This window comes from Microbacterium sp. Y356 (assembly GCF_059445355.1).
In genome coordinates this window covers 1,600,631-1,617,828 of the sequence record NZ_JCAIUE010000001.1, presented here as the reverse complement: position 1 = coordinate 1,617,828, position 17,198 = coordinate 1,600,631, and the positions used below count along the sequence as shown (strand labels likewise).

Annotated in this window: 19 protein-coding genes; 11 read left to right on the top strand and 8 right to left on the bottom strand. The window is 65.5% G+C overall.

The window, feature by feature from the left end; translation table 11 throughout:
• Positions 1-23: 23 nt before the first annotated feature.
• Positions 24-866 carry a sigma-70 family RNA polymerase sigma factor gene (locus tag AC1C2Q_RS07735; RefSeq protein ID WP_495449616.1) on the top strand — a complete coding sequence of 281 codons (843 nt, stop codon included), beginning with the start codon at positions 24-26 and terminating at the stop codon, positions 864-866.
• Between the two features lie 81 nt (positions 867-947).
• Here the strand turns inward: AC1C2Q_RS07735 and AC1C2Q_RS07730 are convergent, their stop codons facing one another.
• The 3 genes from AC1C2Q_RS07730 to AC1C2Q_RS07720 form a co-directional block, all read right to left on the bottom strand.
• The gene (locus tag AC1C2Q_RS07730; RefSeq protein WP_495430509.1) at positions 948-1,871 is read right to left on the bottom strand and encodes a carbohydrate ABC transporter permease; all 924 of its coding nucleotides are present in this window, start codon (positions 1,869-1,871) and stop codon (positions 948-950) included.
• A gap of 1 nt (position 1,872) precedes the next feature.
• A complete protein-coding gene (locus AC1C2Q_RS07725) occupies positions 1,873-2,817 on the bottom strand; it encodes a carbohydrate ABC transporter permease (RefSeq protein WP_495449615.1) in 945 nt (314 codons plus the stop codon).
• Between the two features lie 94 nt (positions 2,818-2,911).
• Positions 2,912-4,225, bottom strand: a complete 1,314-nt coding sequence (locus AC1C2Q_RS07720) for an ABC transporter substrate-binding protein (RefSeq protein ID WP_495430507.1) — start codon at positions 4,223-4,225, stop codon at positions 2,912-2,914.
• A 244-nt stretch (positions 4,226-4,469) separates the two neighbouring features.
• Between AC1C2Q_RS07720 and AC1C2Q_RS07715 the strand changes: the two genes are divergently transcribed.
• The 4 genes from AC1C2Q_RS07715 (at position 4,470) to AC1C2Q_RS07700 (ending at position 8,020) form a co-directional block, all read left to right on the top strand.
• Positions 4,470-5,159: a GNAT family N-acetyltransferase gene (locus tag AC1C2Q_RS07715; protein ID WP_495449614.1), complete on the top strand. Its 690-nt coding sequence runs from the start codon at positions 4,470-4,472 to the stop codon at positions 5,157-5,159.
• A 60-nt stretch (positions 5,160-5,219) separates the two neighbouring features.
• Positions 5,220-5,846: a hypothetical protein gene (locus tag AC1C2Q_RS07710; RefSeq protein WP_495449613.1), complete on the top strand. Its 627-nt coding sequence runs from the start codon at positions 5,220-5,222 to the stop codon at positions 5,844-5,846.
• A gap of 34 nt (positions 5,847-5,880) precedes the next feature.
• Positions 5,881-6,546: a YdeI/OmpD-associated family protein gene (locus AC1C2Q_RS07705; RefSeq protein WP_495449612.1), complete on the top strand. Its 666-nt coding sequence runs from the start codon at positions 5,881-5,883 to the stop codon at positions 6,544-6,546.
• 88 nt (positions 6,547-6,634) lie between these two features.
• Complete coding sequence (locus AC1C2Q_RS07700; RefSeq protein ID WP_495430503.1) at positions 6,635-8,020, top strand: glycine--tRNA ligase; 1,386 nt, start codon at positions 6,635-6,637, stop codon at positions 8,018-8,020.
• A gap of 42 nt (positions 8,021-8,062) precedes the next feature.
• Here the strand turns inward: AC1C2Q_RS07700 and AC1C2Q_RS07695 are convergent, their stop codons facing one another.
• The 5 genes from AC1C2Q_RS07695 to AC1C2Q_RS07675 all read right to left on the bottom strand — a co-directional run bounded on the left by AC1C2Q_RS07695 (position 8,063) and on the right by AC1C2Q_RS07675 (position 12,625).
• Positions 8,063-8,485, bottom strand: a complete 423-nt coding sequence (locus tag AC1C2Q_RS07695; protein ID WP_495449611.1) for a DUF1801 domain-containing protein — start codon at positions 8,483-8,485, stop codon at positions 8,063-8,065.
• A 4-nt stretch (positions 8,486-8,489) separates the two neighbouring features.
• Positions 8,490-9,971, bottom strand: coding sequence for a phytoene desaturase family protein (locus AC1C2Q_RS07690; protein WP_495449610.1), 1,482 nt, complete (start codon positions 9,969-9,971; stop codon positions 8,490-8,492).
• Complete coding sequence (locus AC1C2Q_RS07685) at positions 9,968-10,435, bottom strand: SRPBCC family protein (protein WP_495449609.1); 468 nt, start codon at positions 10,433-10,435, stop codon at positions 9,968-9,970. The genes AC1C2Q_RS07690 and AC1C2Q_RS07685 overlap by 4 nt, the downstream gene beginning before the upstream one ends.
• A 106-nt stretch (positions 10,436-10,541) precedes the next feature.
• Entirely contained in the window at positions 10,542-11,114 is a 573-nt protein-coding gene (locus AC1C2Q_RS07680; RefSeq protein WP_495430499.1) for an HhH-GPD-type base excision DNA repair protein, read from the bottom strand.
• 215 nt (positions 11,115-11,329) lie between these two features.
• Positions 11,330-12,625, bottom strand: a complete 1,296-nt coding sequence (locus AC1C2Q_RS07675; protein ID WP_495449608.1) for a glutamyl-tRNA reductase — start codon at positions 12,623-12,625, stop codon at positions 11,330-11,332.
• 74 nt (positions 12,626-12,699) lie between these two features.
• On the opposite strand from AC1C2Q_RS07675, the gene hemE reads away from it, so the two are divergent.
• The 6 genes from hemE to hemQ all read left to right on the top strand — a co-directional run bounded on the left by hemE (position 12,700) and on the right by hemQ (position 17,197).
• Complete coding sequence (gene hemE, locus AC1C2Q_RS07670) at positions 12,700-13,740, top strand: uroporphyrinogen decarboxylase (RefSeq protein ID WP_495449607.1); 1,041 nt, start codon at positions 12,700-12,702, stop codon at positions 13,738-13,740.
• On the top strand, positions 13,737-15,233 hold the full coding sequence (hemG, locus tag AC1C2Q_RS07665) for a protoporphyrinogen oxidase (protein ID WP_495449606.1): 1,497 nt from the start codon (positions 13,737-13,739) through the stop codon (positions 15,231-15,233). Before hemE ends, hemG begins: the two co-directional genes overlap by 4 nt.
• Before the next feature lie 124 nt (positions 15,234-15,357).
• The gene (locus AC1C2Q_RS07660; protein WP_495449605.1) at positions 15,358-15,771 is read left to right on the top strand and encodes a hypothetical protein; all 414 of its coding nucleotides are present in this window, start codon (positions 15,358-15,360) and stop codon (positions 15,769-15,771) included.
• 1 nt (position 15,772) lies between these two features.
• The gene (locus tag AC1C2Q_RS07655; protein ID WP_495430492.1) at positions 15,773-16,180 is read left to right on the top strand and encodes a phage holin family protein; all 408 of its coding nucleotides are present in this window, start codon (positions 15,773-15,775) and stop codon (positions 16,178-16,180) included.
• Entirely contained in the window at positions 16,167-16,442 is a 276-nt protein-coding gene (locus AC1C2Q_RS07650) for a hypothetical protein (protein WP_495449604.1), read from the top strand. The genes AC1C2Q_RS07655 and AC1C2Q_RS07650 overlap by 14 nt, the downstream gene beginning before the upstream one ends.
• Positions 16,443-16,519: 77 nt before the next feature.
• Positions 16,520-17,197, top strand: coding sequence for a hydrogen peroxide-dependent heme synthase (gene hemQ, locus AC1C2Q_RS07645; protein WP_495430490.1), 678 nt, complete (start codon positions 16,520-16,522; stop codon positions 17,195-17,197).
• Position 17,198 lies beyond the last annotated feature (1 nt).

The window sequence follows — 17,198 nt, the reverse complement described above, 5'->3', positions numbered from 1 at the left end:
CCTCGCAGGACAGGAGAGAGACTATGAGTGATTCCACAGTGCTCGCGGCAGAATTCGACAGCCATCGCCGGTATCTCACGACGGTCGCCTATCGGATGCTCGGCTCGCGGGCTGATGCCGAGGACGCTGTTCAGGAGTCGTGGTTTCGACTCGTGCGTTCCGATGAGTTGATCGACGAGCAGCGTGCGTGGCTCACCAGAGTCGTGAGCAGGATCTGCCTTGATCAGCTCCGCTCCCGCACTCGTCGGCGGGAGAATCCGCTCGATGTCCTGCCTGATATCGAAGCGCCGCCCGAGGAGAACGGCCCAGCGGTGCGGGCCGAGACCATGGACCGCGTCGGCTACGCGCTCATGCTCGTGCTCGAGCAACTCCAGCCCGATGAGCGACTGGCGTACGTGCTGCACGACGTCTTCGGACTGCCATTCGACGACATCGCCGACGTCGTCGCCCGCACGCCACAGGCCACGCGCAAGCTGGCCAGTCGTGCACGCGAACGCGTCCGCGGGGCGGCTCCCACTTCACCGCAGGTGCGCGCGAGCAGGCAGGAGCAGCGGGTCGCCGTCGATGCGTTTCTCGCGGCCGCCAACAGCGGAGACTTCGGACGGCTCGTCAGTGTTTTGCATCCGGACGTCGAGTTCCGTGTTGATCGCGGGCCTGACGGGCTGCACATTGTGCGCGGGGCAGAGCAGGTCGCATCGCAGGCTGCGGAGTTCCATCGCTTCGCGCGTGACTACGAATTCGAGATTGTCGAGCTCGGCGACGGGTTCGGGGTGCTGGCCTCCGAGGGAGGCTCGCCGAGTTCTCTGCTTCTGCTGACCAGCGACGGCGGAGTCATCACCGACATGGAGACGCGGCTGCTCAGCTGACCAGCATCCGTCGGTGAAAGAAGCTGACAAAGCAAGGAGGGCTCGCGACCGAAGTCGCGAGCCCTTCTTGCGTAGGGGGGATCAGCCCTTGACCGCACCGGCGGCCAGGCCCGACTGCCAGAAGCGCTGCAGGCTGAAGAACAGGATGATCAGCGGGATGACGCCCAGCAGGGCGCCGAGCATGACCGCGCCCTTGTCAGGGGCGAAGTAGCTCATCATGCCGTAGAGGCCGAGGGTCACCGGCTTCAGCTCCGCGCTGGAAATCATCATCAAGGGCAACAGGAAGTTGTTCCAGGTCGCCACAAAGATGAACAGGAAGATCGTCACCATCGCCGGTGTCAGCAGACGCAGCACGATCGTGAAGAAGATTCGAGGCTCACTTGCGCCGTCGATGCGCGCGGCCTCAAGTAGCTCGGTCGGCACCGACGATTCGGCGTAGACCATTCCGAGGAAGACGCCGAACGGAGACACTGCCGAGGGGATGATGATCGCCCACATCGTGTTCGTGAGGCCCAGAGCGTGGAACTCCATGTACAACGGCACGGTGAGGAGGGCGACCGGCAGCAGGAGCCCCGCCATGATGATGCTCACGGCGATCTTCTTGCCGGGGAAGACGAACTTCGCGATCGCGTATCCCGCCATGATCGCGAACAGTGTGCCGATGACACCCGCGACGCTCGAGTACAGAACCGAGTTGCCGACCCATCGCCAGAACATGCCCTGCGTCCAGCTCATGAGGCTGTCGTAGTTGGTGTCCAGGTTCCAGTTCGCAAACCAGAAGCCGAAGGTGTTGGTCAGATCGGCGTTGCTCTTCGTCGATGCCACGATGACCCAGTAGACCGGCATGAGGAAGTACAGCAGCGCAACGACGAGCGCGATGATTCCGACGGTCTTGGCGACCGGGCTGGGCGCTACGGAACGCGGCGGCATGTCGGCATCCGCAGCAGAAACCTTGCGCGGCTTGCGCTTTGTCGCGGGGGCGGTGATCAGTCTTGTGGTGCTCATGTCAGTTCGCCTTCTTGCGCTGTGCGAATGAGTAGATGACGGCGAGAGCACCGGCAATAACTGCCATCAGCAGGGAATAGGCGGATGCCGGACCGCTGCCAGAGGGGGAGATCTCACCCATCATCGAGTTGTAGGTCAGCATCATCGGCGTGTAGTCCAGGCCCATCCAGGAGTTCGCCCCCTCCATGATGACCGGCTCGTTGAAGAGCTGGACCGTGCCGATGATCGACAGCAGAATCGCGAGCAGAGCCGCGCCGCGCACCATCGGGACCTTGATCTTCGTGGCGATCTGGAAGCCGTTTGCTCCATCGAGGCGCGCTGCTTCGTACAACTCGCGCGGGATTGACTGGAGCGCGGCGAGGAAGATCAACATGTTGTACCCGGTGTAGGTCCAGGTGGTCATGTTGGCCATCGAGGCGAGGATCGTGGTCGGGGCCATGAAATTCGTGCCTTCGGGCAGGAACTGCATGAACGGCGAGACCTCCGGGGTGTACATGTACAGCCAGATCATTGCCGCGATCACGCCGGGGATCGCGAACGGGAGGAAGAAGGCAAGGCGGAAGATCGCCGGGCGCCGCACAATGAAGGAATCCAGCAGCAGTGCGAGTGCGAGGGCGAAGATGATCATCACCGGGATCTGGAACGCGGCGTAGATGACGACGCGCCCCATACCGCCCCAGAAAGCACCGTTGGTTGCTGCGGCGATCAGCTGGTCGAAGCCGACGAAGGTGTCGACCAGCTCGCCTCCACCGAACAGTCCTTCACCCGCGGGAACCTGCGCGAAGAACGCTGATCGCACCGAGATGACGATCGGGACCAGGAATACCACGATGAACAGGGCGGCGAACGGGGCCATGAAGAACCAGCCGTTGCGCGCTTCCTGTCGTGCGCGGAATCCCTTTCTCGTGCGCGGCCGTCGGCCGATGGTCTCAGCGGTAGTGGTCACAGCGTGATCTCACCTTTCGAAGTAAATAGGTCCGGCGGAGGACACATTATCGTCGTGTCCTCCGCCGGAACTGCGTGCTCAGAGAGCGGGGGAATTACTCGGCTACGGGCAAGCCGAGGTCAGTCAGCGCCTTGACCGCCGTGTTCTGGGCGGTGGTGAAGATGTCCGCGACCTGCGCGTCGCCTGAGACGACAGCCGCTGCCGTTTCGTTCATCGCCGAGAGGGTGGAGAATCCGGGCGCGTAGGGGAAGTCCGGGTTCATGTTGGCGGTGGCAGTGGCGAGCTCTTCGAGCACTTCCTGGCCGCCGAACTGGCGCAGCATCTTCTCGCTGGTCTCGGGCGTGCCCGCGGCAGCGACGACGAGACCCTGAGACGCGAGGTCATCGATCTGCGTGTTGAACCAGTTGTTGAACTCCATGGCCTCGGCCGGGTTCTCGCAGCCCTTCAGGACTGCGACACCGGAGCCGCCGTCGGGGCCGGTCTGCTGGCCTGCACCGAAGTCGGGCAGCTGCGCGATGCGCCACTGGCCTTCGGCATCCGTGCCATCAAGCGAGTCGAGCAGGAAGCCCGCCTCCCAGGCGGCGCCGACGTGGCCGATGAGGCTGCCGTCGTTGAGGGCAATCGTGAAGGGCTCGCCCCAGCGGTCGGCCTTCAGAGTCTGGTTGGTGTCGAGCAGGTTCTGCCAGAACGCGGCGACGGTCTGCGAGCCTTCGCCCTCAGTGTCGACGACCCACTCGTCACCCTCGGTGGAGAACCAGGTATCGCCGGCTGCAGCGGACTGCGCGGCGAGCCAGTGGGTAGCCTCGTCCGCCGAGAACGCGGTGAGGTACTTGCCAGCGGCTGCTGCCGTGGCCGACTCTGCCGTGAGCTCTTCGATCGTGGTCGGGGCCTCAAGGCCGAGGGCCTCGAACTCTGCCTCGTTGTAGAAGTAGACCAGCGGACCGACGTCCTGGGGCAGGCCGACGACGACATCGCCGACGCGCATGCCGGCGAAGGCGCCAGCGGAGAAGTTGTCCGCGTACTTCTCAGCCTCGGTCGTGACGTCTTCGAGGAGACCCTTCACGTAGAGCTGGGGAGCCTCGGAGTAGCCGACCTGGGCGAGGCACGGCGCGTTGCCGGCCTTCACATCGGTCTCAAGCTTGAGGATCATGTCAGTCGCGGCACCATCGAACTTGGTCGTCTTGACCTGAATGTCGGGGTGCTCTTCGTTCCAGCGCTCAGTGATCTCAGCGACAGTGGCCATGTCTGCGCCATTGTCGAGGCGGTGCATGTACTCGATCGTGACCGCCTCGCCGGAGGCGTTGTCGCTTCCTGCGTCGCCTGCCGAGCTGCATGCTGCGAGACCGAACGCTGAGAGGGCGCCGACGGTGACGACGGCTGCGGTGCGCGTGATTCGTTTGGTTGCCATGAAGTGTTCTCCCCTTTGAGGGTCATGTGACTGACGGTCAGGACGGATGCTGTGAGACATCCGCGCCCGTGGAAACCATTAAACCCCGAAATGTTTGCGTTCACAACACTGGGATTCCTATGCCCGCCTGGGCAGTCAGGTATTGGTGTCGTGCGCAGACATTCGGCAGCTCATTCGGTGACTCTTCTCGCGGCGTGGCAATCGAGGTTTCCCACAGCGCTCAGTGAGGGGCAGACTGGGGGGTGTGCGAAGCATCCGTGAACTCGACACCGTTGAACTCATCATCCAGGCGCAGTCGCTGCTTGACGCGATCCGCGGGCCGGAGCGCGTCATCGACGCTGGCACCCTACGCGCCCTCGAGCAGTCGGGAAACTACGTCGTAGGGCTCTTCGACGACGAGCCCGGCGAGGAAGAGATGGTCGGCGCGTCGATCGCCTTCTTCGGTGCTCCTGATCAGCGCACGATGCACTCGCACATCACGGCGCTGCTGCCTGAGTATCGGGGGCGGGGCTGGGGCCGTGAGCTCAAGGAGCACCAGCGGCAGTGGGCGTTCTCACGCGGCGTCGGCCAGATCACCTGGACGTTCGACCCGCTCGTCGCCCGCAATGCGCACTTCTTCCTTACTGTCCTCGGGGCTCGCGTAACCGGCTACTCGGTCAACAACTACGGCATCTTCGGCGGCGGGGATGCTGGCGATGAGAGTGACCGGCTCGATGTCCGCTGGGCGCTCGCAGATATCGCCAAGCCACCTGCCGAAGAGGCTGTCGTCGCGACGCTGGAGATTCCCTCCGGCATCGAAGGTATGCGCGAGACTGACCCCGCCGCTGCGCACGAATGGCGCCTGCGCCTGCGCGGCGAGATGGAGGAGCTGCTCGGCCGCGGTCTGCGCATCGCCGGCTTCGACGTCGCCCGGGGATATTTGTTCACTGAATGAGCCGCGCATTCCGGCATCGTTCCGCGGATGCCAGCGTGGTGGTTCTGGTTTCATGTACGTATGACCTCCGAGGCAGAATTCACGCAGCACCCGGCCGACACAGACTGGCACCGCTGGGCACCGATCGGCCAGACCCTCGACACGTCCCGCGTTCCGGGCAGCGGCCCGGCACCCAGCATCGCGGCGTTCGAGCTCCTCCCGATCGAGCCGATGCTGGTGCCGGAGAACCCCCGCCACGGCGAGATGGATGCCAGCGAGTGCGGGCACTGCAAGCCGTCGAAGCGCACGATCTGGCAGGACGACGAGTGGCAGGTGAACTCTGGTTTCGAGGGCGGCGTTGGACTGCCGTTCGTCGGGTCGATCTCGCCACGTCGCCACGTGAAACTTGAAGATGCGCCGATCGAGGTGCTCGCAGGGCTCGGACCCGTGCTGCAGCGAGTATCGGAGGCGACCAAGGCGATCCCGGCCGTTGCCCGATGCCACTTCTCGCGTTGGAATGACGGCTCGGCGCACCTTCACCTGTGGGTGTACGCGCGCCCGGCCGGGATGATGCAGGGGCGCGGGGCGATCCTTCCGTACTGGGAGCAGTCGATGCCCGCGATGCCAGAAGCGATGATGAACGAGTACATCGACATCGTCGCGAAGTCTCTCGCGGCTGGCGGAGGAGAAGCGTTTCCGAACCGCTGAGCGCTTGTCCGAGGTTCGTGGCATTCTGAATCGCATGGATGACGCGATGGGGCAGCCCGGCGGGTCGGCCGAGAAGCCGGCCGTCTTCTTCCGTGAGGCGGGGGAGTTCCGCGCGTGGCTGGAGCATCATCACGCCACCGCGACGGAGCTGTGGATGGAGGTGCGCAAGGCGCACGTCGCCGATCGTGGTCTGAGCTGGGCAGATGCCGTTCCCGAGGGGCTGTGCTTCGGATGGATCGACTCTCTCTCGCAGCCCATCGACGACGATCGCCGGCGGCAACGGTGGACGCCGCGAAAGCCGGGCAGTACCTGGTCGAAGATCAACATTGCGCATGTCGAGCGACTCATCGACGAAGGACGGATGGCGCCGGCCGGTCTCGCCGCGTTCGAAGCGCGCAGCGCCGCACGCACGGGCACCTACTCGCACGAGAACGGCGAGGCGGAGCTCGAACCCGAGGTGCAGGCCGTGCTTTCCTCATCGTCTGCAGCGCAGGCCTTCCTTGATGCGGCGACGCCCGGGTACCGCAAGACCGTGCGGCACTGGATCGCGACGGCCAAGCGTCCCGAGACTCGCATCTCTCGTGCCGCGCAGCTCATCGCAGACAGTGAGCAGGGGCGGCTCGTCGCGTTCACGCGGGTGGGGAAGGCTCCGGCCTGGCTGACGCGGGCTGCCGCTGCTGCGGCATCCGTCCGGGGCTGAACCGGCGCGGGGGCGCAGATAAGATGGAGGATGCCGCGGCATGTCCGCGCGCCGAATGAATCCACCCCTTCCGACCATTGGAGCCACCGTGGCCGAACAGTCCCGCCTTGACAAGGTCATCAGCCTCGCCCGCCACCGCGGGTTCGTGTTCCAAGCGGGTGAGATCTACGGCGGTTCGCGCTCGGCCTGGGACTACGGTCCGCTCGGCACCGAGCTCAAGGAGAACATCCGCCGCCAGTGGTGGCAGACCTTCGTCCGCGGTCGCGGCGACATGGTGGGTTTGGACTCCTCGATCATCCTTCCCAAGCGTGTGTGGGAAGCGTCTGGTCACGTCGCGACGTTCAGCGATCCGCTCGTTGAATGCCTGAGCTGCCACAAGCGCTTCCGTGCCGACAACCTCGTCGAAGACTTCGAGGCACGCAAGGGTCGCAAGGCGGAGAACGGTCTGGCGGACGTGCCCTGCCCGCACTGCGGCAACAAGGGGCAGTACACCGAGCCCAAGGCATTCTCTGGCCTGGTGAAGACCTATCTTGGTGTCGTCGACGACGAGTCGGGCATGTACTTCCTGCGCCCCGAGACAGCACAGGGCATCTTCGTGAACTTCACGAACGTGCTCACCGCGAGCCGCAAGAAGCCGCCGTTCGGTATCGGCCAGGTCGGCAAGGCCTTCCGCAACGAGATCACCCCCGGAAACTTCATCTTCCGTACCCGCGAGTTCGAGCAGATGGAGATCGAGTTCTTCGTTCCGCCGGCCGAGGCTCAGGAATGGTTCGAGCACTGGGTGGAAGCCTGCTGGGCCTGGTTCCTCGATCTCGGCATCAATCCCGAGAACATGCGTCAGTTCGACGTGCCTGAAGATGAGCGCGCGCACTACTCTGCAGGCACCATCGACTTCGAGTACCGCTTTGGCTTTACCGGCAAGGAGTGGGGCGAGTTGATGGGTGTGGCGAACCGCACCGATTACGACCTCAACAGCCACTCCGAGGCATCCGGTACGAGCCTGACGTACTTCGACCAGGCCTCCGGCGAGCGCTACACCCCGTACGTGATCGAGCCGTCCTTCGGACTCACTCGCTCGATGATGGCGTTCCTCGTCGACTCCTACGTCGAGGAAGAGGTGCCCAACGCGAAGGGTGGCACCGACACTCGTACGGTTCTCAAGCTCGACCCGCGTTTGGCTCCGGTCAAGGTTGCTGTGCTCCCCCTGTCGCGCAACGAGCGACTCTCGCCGCTTGCGCGTGAGGTTGCTGACTCGCTGCGTGGCCGCTGGGCGATCGACTTCGACGACGCGGGTGCCATCGGTCGGCGCTATCGCCGTCAGGATGAGATCGGCACGCCGTTCTGTGTCACGGTCGACTTCGACTCCCTTGACGACCATGCAGTGACGGTCCGTGACCGCGACACGATGGCGCAGGAGCGCATCTCCGTCGACGATCTGGGCCAGTACCTGGCCGACCGGCTCAAGGGCGCCTGAGCGCCCGACGACTCGGCGGGGCCCCGGTGGAAGCGGGCGGGGTCAGCCGGTGATAGTGATCTCCACCTGGTCGCTGCCGCCGGCTTCGGTCCAGGCGAGAGTGCTATCTAGGATGCCCCGGAGGACGTCGAGATCGACCTTCTCGAGGTCCTTGATGTACAGGCATCCTTTGCCCAGGGTGTGCGGGCCGAGCTGCGCGAGCTCTTCGCTGTAACGGCCAGTGTCGTCCAGATAGATTGTCGATGCTGCCTTGCGCGGCGCGAACGCGAGGACCGGCATATCGCCCTCGTTGCCGGTCGGGTATTGGTAGTGGCACGATCCGAAGCCGATGATCGTGCCCCACAGCTGCGGTTCGCGGCCGCTGATGTCTTGAAGGAGCGCGGTCAGCGTCTCAGCATCCCGTCGTCTGGTTGCTGATGACACGTCGGCGATGAATGCGGCTACGTTTGTTCCGGTCTGCTTCATAGCCTCAGTCTCCGGCAGAAGTATCGACGGGGGCGAGATCCGGCAGCGTCCTGGTGCCGAAGTCGTGTCTCAGAACGCTCAGCGCCGCATGCCATCCCGACAGTCCGTGGACGCCGGGACCGGGTGTGGTGGATGCTCCGCAGAGGTAGATGCCGTCCATCGGTGTGCGCCATGGATCCGGGCTGAGTACCGGCCGACGTAGTAGTTGCGAGAGATCTGGCGTGCCGGCGGAGATGTCGCCCCGCGGATAGTTCGGATTGTGTCGTGCGACGTCGATCGCGGTGCGCGAAGAGATCCCGAGGATCGTGTCGCGGAACCCGGGCGCGAAGCGCTCGATCTGTCGAATCACCTCGTCGGAGCGATCGGCTCCCGATGCGGCCGGCACATGCGTGTACGCCCACAGTGTGTGCTGACCTGCCGGAGCACGGGTGTCATCGAACAGCGAGGGCTGTGAGACGAGAACGTACGGCGAATCCGAGAGCCTGCCATGTGCGACGGCGTTCTCGGCGGCGGCGATCTCCGCGCGCGTACCGCCCAGGTGCAGCGTGCCCGCCCCGTGCAGCTCGGGATGCGACCACGGAACGGGCTGCGACAGTGCGAAGTCGACCTTCGCCACGGCGTTGCCGTAGCGGAACCGGGCAAGCGCGCGGCGATACCGCTCCGGCATCCGATCTCCGGCGATCGTGCTCAGCGCGCGCGGCGTGACGTCGAGCAGTGTCACGCGCGATGCCGGCAGCTCGTCGAGAGAGGTGACTTCGTGATCCGTCACGAGCTCGCCGCCGTGCGCCAGGAGGTCGTCGACCATCGCGTCGATGATGCTCTGGCTTCCGCCGATCGGAATTGGCCACCCCTTCGCATGCGCGTACGCCGTCAGTGCAAGTCCTGCGCCCGCGCTGGCTAGGCCAGGCAGCGGCAGAATCGTGTGCGACGCGACGCCGGTGAGCATGGCCGGCGCCACATCATCGCGGAAGCGCGCGTTCCACAGCGGGCTGCCCTGCTCCAAAGCCGCCAGGCCGAAAGTTAGGGCGGTCGGAATGTCCCGGGGGATGCGCAGGAGGGTGTCGCCGGTGAAATCGGCGACTCTCGTCGCTCGCTCGACAAGAGGACGCAGCAGGTTGGCGTACGACTTGCCGTCCGCACCGAGTCCTTCTGCCGTGCGCTCCAGATCGCGGTAGGCGACCCCGGCCCTGCCGCCATCGAGCGGATGCGCGAACGAGATCTCTGGCACCGCGAAGGACACGCGACGGGTGAGGCCGAACTCGCGGAAGAAACGCGACTCGAAGGCGAGCGGATGCACCGCCGAGCACACATCGTGATGGAAGCCGGGCAGCGTGAGTTCGGCAGTTGCCGCGCCGCCGCCCGCAGTGGACGCGCGCTCGAACACTCGCACCGATAGGCCGGCGCGTGCGAGTGTCACCGCTGCAGCGAGACCGTTGGGACCTGCACCGACGACGGTCGCGTCGACCTCGTGCGGACGGGCAGTCATCGAGCTTCCGACGAGGTGAGAGGGCTCTTCGCGTGGAGTCCCTCGGCCAGGTACGCCAGCCGGTGCAAGGTCTCCGCATTGCGCCACTGCAGCAGCACGTCCGTCAGGGCGGTCGGTATCGCCTTCGCCGGTCCCCTGACGGCCTCCTCCTGGATGCGAACGAGGCATCCGTCACCGAAGGGTTTGATGTCGATGGTCACTCGTGCCTCGCCGATCGGCCAGCCGCGTGCCGTCATCACCATCTGACGCGGCGGATTCCACGTCACGCTGCTCGTCGAGTCGTCGAGAAGCGCAGGCCAGACACCGACGGAGTGGTGCAGCCGCGCGCCGGGCTCCGGCCACGATTCATCAACGTCCCGCATTCGCGAAGCTCCCACGACCCAACCGGGATAGACCCAGCCGTCTGCCAGCACGCGGAACACAGCCTCAGGCGGGCACTGCATCTTTCGGACGTTTCTCGACATCGTCGCCTCCAGTGTCACGATCGGTACTCAGTCTGCGCGCCGAGGGCGATCAGCTCACTGGCCTTGACAACGGCCTCGGCGTTGTCGCCCGACCGGATGCCCGGCCTCACTTGGCGAGCTTCGCCTCGGCCTTCATGGCCTTCTTGTGCTCGCGGACCTTCGCGAGCGACTCGGGCGAGACGATGTCGGCGACGCTGCGCAGCGCGCCAGCCTCACCGTAGGGAGCGGATGCTTCGCGCCATCCCTCGCCGGTGAAGCCGTACTGCTTGCCGAGGAGAGCGAGGAAGATCTTCGCCTTCTGCTCCCCGAAGCCGGGAAGGTTCTTCAGACGCCGCAGCACCTCAGCGCCGTCGGGCTCACCCTGTGTCCACAGTGCCGAGGCATCCCCACCCCACGAATCGACGAGTTCGTGGCAGAGGGACTGCACCCGCGTGGCCATGGAGCCGGGGAACCGGTGCACAGCGGGAGTCTGCTTGAACGCCTCGAGGAACGCCTCGGGATCCATGTCGGCGATGGCTGCAGCATCCACAGCCCCCGTGCGCTGCTCGATCTTGAGCGGCCCCGCGAAAGCCGTCTCCATCGGCACCTGCTGATCGAGAAGCATTCCGACCAGAAGTGCGAGCGGGTTGTCGGTGAGCAGCGTGTCAGCGGCGGTGTCTCCGGTGATATGAAGGGCCATGCCTCCAGTGTGGCACTCGTACGGCGGCGGCGTCAGCGCTGTTTTGCGGGCAGTTGCCTCGGAGATGTGCCGCTTCTTCGGACGAATCCGGGGAATCTCTCCGAACATGACGTACATCTCCGAGCGAACCGCACGGCGAACCGAGCGAACCGCACGGCGAACCGAGCGAACCGCGCGGCGAACCGAGCGAACCGCGCAGGCGCACCCGACGAGGCTCAGGCGATCGCGGATGCCGCCGGGGCAGCTGCTGCCGGCGCGATGCCGTAGATCGTGTTGAGAGCGGCGGTGAACTCGTCACCACGGCCCTCGGCAGCGAGCTCGTGGGCGCGCGTCGTCGGAGTGTGCGTGAGCACGCCCGCGAGGTGTCGCATTGCCTGCTCGACCTTGCCGTCTTCATCGCCGCGGGCGCGTGCACGGTCGATCTCGGCCTCCATGAGGGCGAAGATGTGCGAGCGGAACGCTACGACTGAGCCGGTGACACTCTGGCGATCTCCGACGACGTTGAATGTGTCGGCGGCTTCGCGAACCACGGAGCGCGCAGCATCCGTCGCCTGCAGCTCTTCGAGCGGGGCGTGCAGTCGGATGGTCTCGAGATCGAGCAGCGCGACGCCCTCAAGCCCTGCGACCGCAGGGTCTACGTTGCGCGGCATCCCGAGGTCGATCACGAGCTGAGAGTGCTGCCCCATCGGACAACCAGCTGGCACGGGGCCGGTCGGTGCCTGCAAGTGCTCCGGGCCGAGAACCGGCTCGGTCGCCGTCGTGCAGGTGATCAGCAGGCTGGAAAGCGATGCCGTGCGGGCGTAGTCCTCTTCGCCAACTGCGGCGATGTCGTGCTTCTTCGCGAAAAGCTCTGCGCGACCAGAGGGTGAGTAGACGGAAATGTTCGTGGCGCCACGCTCACGCAGCGTGGCAAGGGTGACTGCGGCGTAGGCGCCGGTGCCGACCAGCAGCACGCGCTCGGCGGACCAGTCCGCGATCCGGCTGTCGGCCAGTTCCAGCGAGAGACGCACGAGGGAACGGCCAGCACGGCCGAGTGCGGTGACGTTCTTGACCTTGCGCTGTGCCTGACTGGCGCGCTGGAACAGTCGTTCGAGTTCGGGGGAGGTGGTGCCGTCCTTGCGCGCCGAGTTCAACGCGCGGCGCACCTGGCCGGCGATCTCGCCCTCGCCGGAGACGACGGACTCCAGCCCGGATGCCACGGCGAACAGGTGCTCGGCGACGCGGCGTCCTGAGTGCACGGTGTATGCGCCGTCGAGTTCCTTGGAGGGGATGCCGGCCGACTGCTCGATCGCCTCAAGCACCGCCTCGACGCCCACTGCTCCCGCTGCAGTCACGGGCTCATCGACCTCGACATAGGCCTCAAAACGGTTGCACGTCGACACGATAACGGCCCCCTGCACGCACGGAGCGAGGCGAAGAAGGTTCGGCGCAACGTCGTCAGGGGTGCGGCTCAGTCGTTCGAGCATTTCGAAGGAGGCGGTCTTGTGGCTCGCCGTCACACACAGCAACACCCCGCCATCCTACGCTGAGTGCCGAAGAACCAGCTGAAAGGGCCGTTCTCGGGCCTGAATGGGACAATGGCGACATGCCTTCATCCACAGCCCCGCTGCTGCGCGCACTCGCCGGAGATCGTCCAGAGCAGACACCCGTCTGGTTCATGCGTCAGGCCGGACGCTCACTTCCGGAATACCGAGAGCTCCGCGTCGGCACTCGGATGCTGGATGCCTGCCTCACCCCGGATCTCGCCGCGGAGATCACGCTGCAGCCGGTACGCCGTCACGGTGTCGATGCGGCAGTGTTCTTCAGCGATATCGTCATCCCGCTGAAGCTCGCCGGTGTCGACGTCGTGATCGAACCTGGTCGCGGCCCGGTGTTCGCAGAACCGGTGCGCACCCGCGCCGATGTTGACAGGATCACCGCGATCGACCCTGACTCGCTCGACACCACGGCCATTGCCGAGGCCGTACGCATCGTCACAGCCGAGCTGGGCGACACCCCGCTGATCGGTTTCGCCGGTGCGCCGTTCACCCTGGCCGCCTATCTGGTCGAGGGTGGTCCGTCCAAGGAGCATCTGCGTGCCAGGGCAATGATGCATACCGATCCCGAAGCATGGAACCGCCTGGCAGGCTGGCTCTCGCGCGTTTCGCGCCGGTTCCTCGAAGCGCAGCGCGATGCGGGGGCTGCGGCCCTGCAGCTGTTCGACTCGTGGGCAGGTTCGCTCAAGCCCAGCGACTACCGCACCTTCATCGCTCCGCACTCGAAGGCTGCCGTCGCCGACCTCGGGGTCCCCGTGATCCACTTCGGCGTCGGTACGGGTCCGTTCCTCGATGACATGCGCCTGGGTGGCATCGCATCCGCTGTCGGTGTCGACTGGCGTCAGCCGCTCGATGAGGCAGCCCGCATTCTCGGCCCCGATGTCACGGTTCAGGGCAATATCGACCCGGCCCTTCTGTCCGCGCCCTGGGAAGTGCTTGAAGCACACGTTCTCGACGTGCTGGAGCGCGGTCGTGCCGCTCGTGCCCACATCGTCAACCTCGGCCATGGCGTTCCGCCCGAGACCGACCCGGCCCAGCTGACCCGCATCGTCGAGCTGGTGCACGCGCGCTCGGAGGGGGCTCAGGCATGACCGAAGAGGCTGCTGATCTCGCCTCCCGCGCCGCGCAGCGTCACATCGTCGTCGTCGGCGGTGGCATCGGCGGGCTGGTCGCTGCGCGTGAGTGCGCCAAGGTCGGTATGCGGGTGACGCTGCTTGAAGCCTCTTCCGTTCTCGGCGGTGCGATCCGTCGCGCGGAGCTCGACGGCGTCATGGTGGATGCCGGCGCCGAAAGCTATGCGACCCGCGGCGGACACGTGCGCACTCTGATCTCCGATCTCGGCTTGAGCGATCTTGTCGTGACGCCGAATCCGGCGGGTGCCTGGCTGGTCGGCGCCCCGGGCGTTGGCGCTGCACCGCTGCCCAAGGGTGGCGTTCTCGGCATCCCGGCGAACCCTTTCGCCGACGATGTCCGCCGCATCATCGGATGGCGTGGTGCATGGCGCGCATACGTGGATCGCCTGCGTCCGCCGCTGACGATCGGCAACGAACGCAGCCTCGGAAAGCTCGTGGCGAAGCGGATGGGGGACCAGGTGCGTGACCTGCTGGTCGCGCCAGTGACAGCCGGGGTCTACTCCGCAGACCCTGATGATGTCGACGTCGAAATCGCGGCCCCCGGCTTGAACGCGGCTCTCACCCGAGCCGGATCGCTCTCCGGCGGCGTTGCCCAGTTGCTCGCCGAGCGTGCCGATGGGGCGAAGAAGGCGCCAGGGTCCGCAGTCGAAGCACTGGCCGGCGGTATGAGCACTCTTGTGGATGCGCTGGCAGCTGACCTGATCGAGCTCGGCGCCGTGATCCGCACCGGCGTGGAAGTGAATGCGCTCGAGCGTCAGGGCGACGGCTGGGTGGTCTCATTTCCCGTGCCGACCGAGAACGCGGCCGTCGAAGGCGTCGATGCTGCCGAACCCGAACAGATCACTGAGGCCCTCACTGCGGATGCTGTCGTCATCGCGACCGCGGAGCCCAGCGCTCGCGTGCTCCTGACCGCCCAGGTGAGCGGGCTCGGCGATGCTGGCGATGCCCCCGAGATTGAGATCGTGAGCCTGCTGCTGGACGCGCCAGCCCTGGACGCTGCGCCGCGTGGCACCGGCGTGCTCACGGCCCCTGGGAGCCATATCGCCAAGGCGCTCACGCATGCCACCGCTAAGTGGGGATGGCTGCGCGAAGCGGCGGGGAACAGGCACGTCGTTCGGGTCTCCTTCGGGGCCCAGGGAGAGCCAGCCGCGACAGCTCAGCTCGACGATGATGCCGCCGCCCGCCTCGCCCTGAGCGAGGCCTCGACCATGCTCGGGGTGCCGCTGCCTGAGTCAGCGCTGATCGCCTCGCACCGGGCGCGGTTCACTCAGTCGCAGCCAGCATCCCTCATCGGAGCAGCAGACCGGCGACGCGAGGTGCGCGCTGCCGTGCAGAAGGTTGGCGGGCTTGCCGTCGTCGGTGCGTGGCTGGCCGGCACCGGCCTAGCGCAGGTCGTCCCAGACGCGAAGAAGGAGGCAGACCGCCTTCGCCACGGTCTGCTCTGGGACTGAGCGAAGCGCAGTTGTCAAGCCCCTCGAGGTATAGATGCCATTTTCGGCATATGGCGTTACGCTGGTAATCCTGGCCGAGGGCATTCATGCCAGCGGCTCGACCGGAACAACGTGAGGAGACCCCATGAAGGGGAAGATCGGACTCGTCGTCGGACTCGGCGTAGGTTACGTACTCGGCACGCGCGCCGGACGCGAGCGCTATGAACAGATCAAGACGCAGTGGTTGAAGGTCTGGAACCTCGACCCTGTGCAGGACCAGGTCACCAGGGTCAAGGGCTACGTGGGCGACAAAGCCGTAGCTGTTCCCGGTGCTGTCTGGAACGGCGTGGTCAAGATCGCCAAGGCAGCTGGCAACGCAGACACCCCCGGCAAGAAGCTCGACTCGGCGATCGCTACAGGCAAGAAGGTCGCATCCGACCTTGAAGATGCTGTGGAAGACGCGGCAGAAGAAGTGAAGAAGAACGCAACAGCCGCGAAGAAGCAGCCGGCCGCGAAGAAGCCCGCGACAGGCTCAGCGAGCACCAAGAACGGCGAGTGATATGGCCCGCGGATATCGTGACCGTGCGGACGACAGCCTCCTGACCCTGCTCGGCGATCTGCCTGACCTCGTCAGCAAGCTCGTCAAGGCAGAGATCGACTCGGCCAAGGCATGGATCTCGCGCACCGCGAAGGATGCCGGAATCGGCAGCGTCTGGTTCCTCATCGCCCTGTTCTTCCTGTTCTGGCTCATCCCGATGATTCTCGTCTTCGCGGTTGCTGGACTGTCGTCCTGGTGGCCGGTGTGGCTGTCAGCACTGGCGGTGATAGGCCTGTTACTGCTCTGTCTGGCAGTGTGCGCCTTGATCGGCCTGCTGAAGTTCCGCAAGGTCCTGCGTAGGGAAAATCCAGGCCAGGCTGTGGCGACCGATATTCGACTTGTGAAGGAGGCCGGTGATGACACTCTCTGACCAGAACCTTCCCCGCACCGCCGTTCCTACCGGGATCACTGATCCGGTGGCATCCGCTCGCGCTGAGCTGAAGGCGGCGCTCGCCGCGATCGAGGTCAAGGGCAACTTCCCCAGACGCATCGAGAAGGCATCCACCCGGGGCGCGGCCAGGGCCCGCGCCTTCGCCGACCGCAACCCGGTCGGCGCGGTCGCTGCTGCCATCGGAATCGCTGCCGCGGCTGGTGGACTCGTCTGGGCGATCGCTCGCGCGCTCGCCCGCTGACACCGATCAGCTGACAACGGTTCGCTTCGCGCCGTCACGCATTCGCTCCTGCCTTCAGAAAGAGGCAGACTGGATGCATGTCCGATGCAGTAGAAGAGAATCCTTCCGGCTTCACCCTCTGGGCGGTATGGCGCCGCAACCCGGATGCACCCGTGATCGAGACGGATGCGACGGAGCTTGAGACGATTGCCGGCTACATCGAAGATTCCGGCGTCACGATCCGCGGCTTCTACGATGTCTCGGGCCTTAAGGCTGATGCCGACCTGCTGGTCTGGCTGCACGGCGACACCGCTGAAGACTTGCAGAAGGCATTGCGGCGCCTTCGCCGTACTGAGTTGCTGCGAACGCTGCTCCCCGTCTGGAACGTCATGGGAGTTCACCGCGACGCCGAGTTCAACCGTGCGCATGTACCGGGGTTCCTCCGCGGCGTCGAGCCCAAGGGCTGGCTGTGCCTGTACCCGTTCGTGCGCACCCCGGAGTGGTATCTCGCGCCGGACGAGGAGCGTCGTGCGATGCTCGCCGATCACGGTCGCAAGGGTGCTGCATTCAAGGGCGTCATCGCGAACACGGTCGCGGCTTTCGCACTCGGCGACTATGAGTGGATCCTGCCGCTTGAGGCCGATGACGTCACCGAGCTCGTCGACCTGATGCGCGACCTGCGGTACACAGAGGCTCGCCGATACGTGAAGGAGGAGGTTCCGTTCTACACGGGACGTCGCCTTCGTTTCGACGAGATCGCGGACGTTCTCCAGTAGG

What these genes read in the sequence shown, in the direction of transcription:
- AC1C2Q_RS07735 (WP_495449616.1), top strand. Translation starts at nt 24, where the DNA reads ATGAGTGATTCCACAGTGCTCGCGGCAGAATTCGACAGCCATCGCCGG.
- AC1C2Q_RS07730 (WP_495430509.1), bottom strand. Translation starts at nt 1,871, where the DNA reads ATGAGCACCACAAGACTGATCACCGCCCCCGCGACAAAGCGCAAGCCG.
- AC1C2Q_RS07720 (WP_495430507.1), bottom strand. Translation starts at nt 4,225, where the DNA reads ATGGCAACCAAACGAATCACGCGCACCGCAGCCGTCGTCACCGTCGGC.
- AC1C2Q_RS07710 (WP_495449613.1), top strand. Translation starts at nt 5,220, where the DNA reads ATGACCTCCGAGGCAGAATTCACGCAGCACCCGGCCGACACAGACTGG.
- AC1C2Q_RS07705 (WP_495449612.1), top strand. Translation starts at nt 5,881, where the DNA reads ATGGATGACGCGATGGGGCAGCCCGGCGGGTCGGCCGAGAAGCCGGCC.
- AC1C2Q_RS07695 (WP_495449611.1), bottom strand. Translation starts at nt 8,485, where the DNA reads ATGAAGCAGACCGGAACAAACGTAGCCGCATTCATCGCCGACGTGTCA.
- AC1C2Q_RS07690 (WP_495449610.1), bottom strand. Translation starts at nt 9,971, where the DNA reads ATGACTGCCCGTCCGCACGAGGTCGACGCGACCGTCGTCGGTGCAGGT.
- AC1C2Q_RS07685 (WP_495449609.1), bottom strand. Translation starts at nt 10,435, where the DNA reads ATGTCGAGAAACGTCCGAAAGATGCAGTGCCCGCCTGAGGCTGTGTTC.
- AC1C2Q_RS07680 (WP_495430499.1), bottom strand. Translation starts at nt 11,114, where the DNA reads ATGGCCCTTCATATCACCGGAGACACCGCCGCTGACACGCTGCTCACC.
- hemE (WP_495449607.1), top strand. Translation starts at nt 12,700, where the DNA reads ATGCCTTCATCCACAGCCCCGCTGCTGCGCGCACTCGCCGGAGATCGT.
- hemG (WP_495449606.1), top strand. Translation starts at nt 13,737, where the DNA reads ATGACCGAAGAGGCTGCTGATCTCGCCTCCCGCGCCGCGCAGCGTCAC.
- AC1C2Q_RS07660 (WP_495449605.1), top strand. Translation starts at nt 15,358, where the DNA reads ATGAAGGGGAAGATCGGACTCGTCGTCGGACTCGGCGTAGGTTACGTA.
- AC1C2Q_RS07655 (WP_495430492.1), top strand. Translation starts at nt 15,773, where the DNA reads ATGGCCCGCGGATATCGTGACCGTGCGGACGACAGCCTCCTGACCCTG.
- AC1C2Q_RS07650 (WP_495449604.1), top strand. Translation starts at nt 16,167, where the DNA reads ATGACACTCTCTGACCAGAACCTTCCCCGCACCGCCGTTCCTACCGGG.
- hemQ (WP_495430490.1), top strand. Translation starts at nt 16,520, where the DNA reads ATGTCCGATGCAGTAGAAGAGAATCCTTCCGGCTTCACCCTCTGGGCG.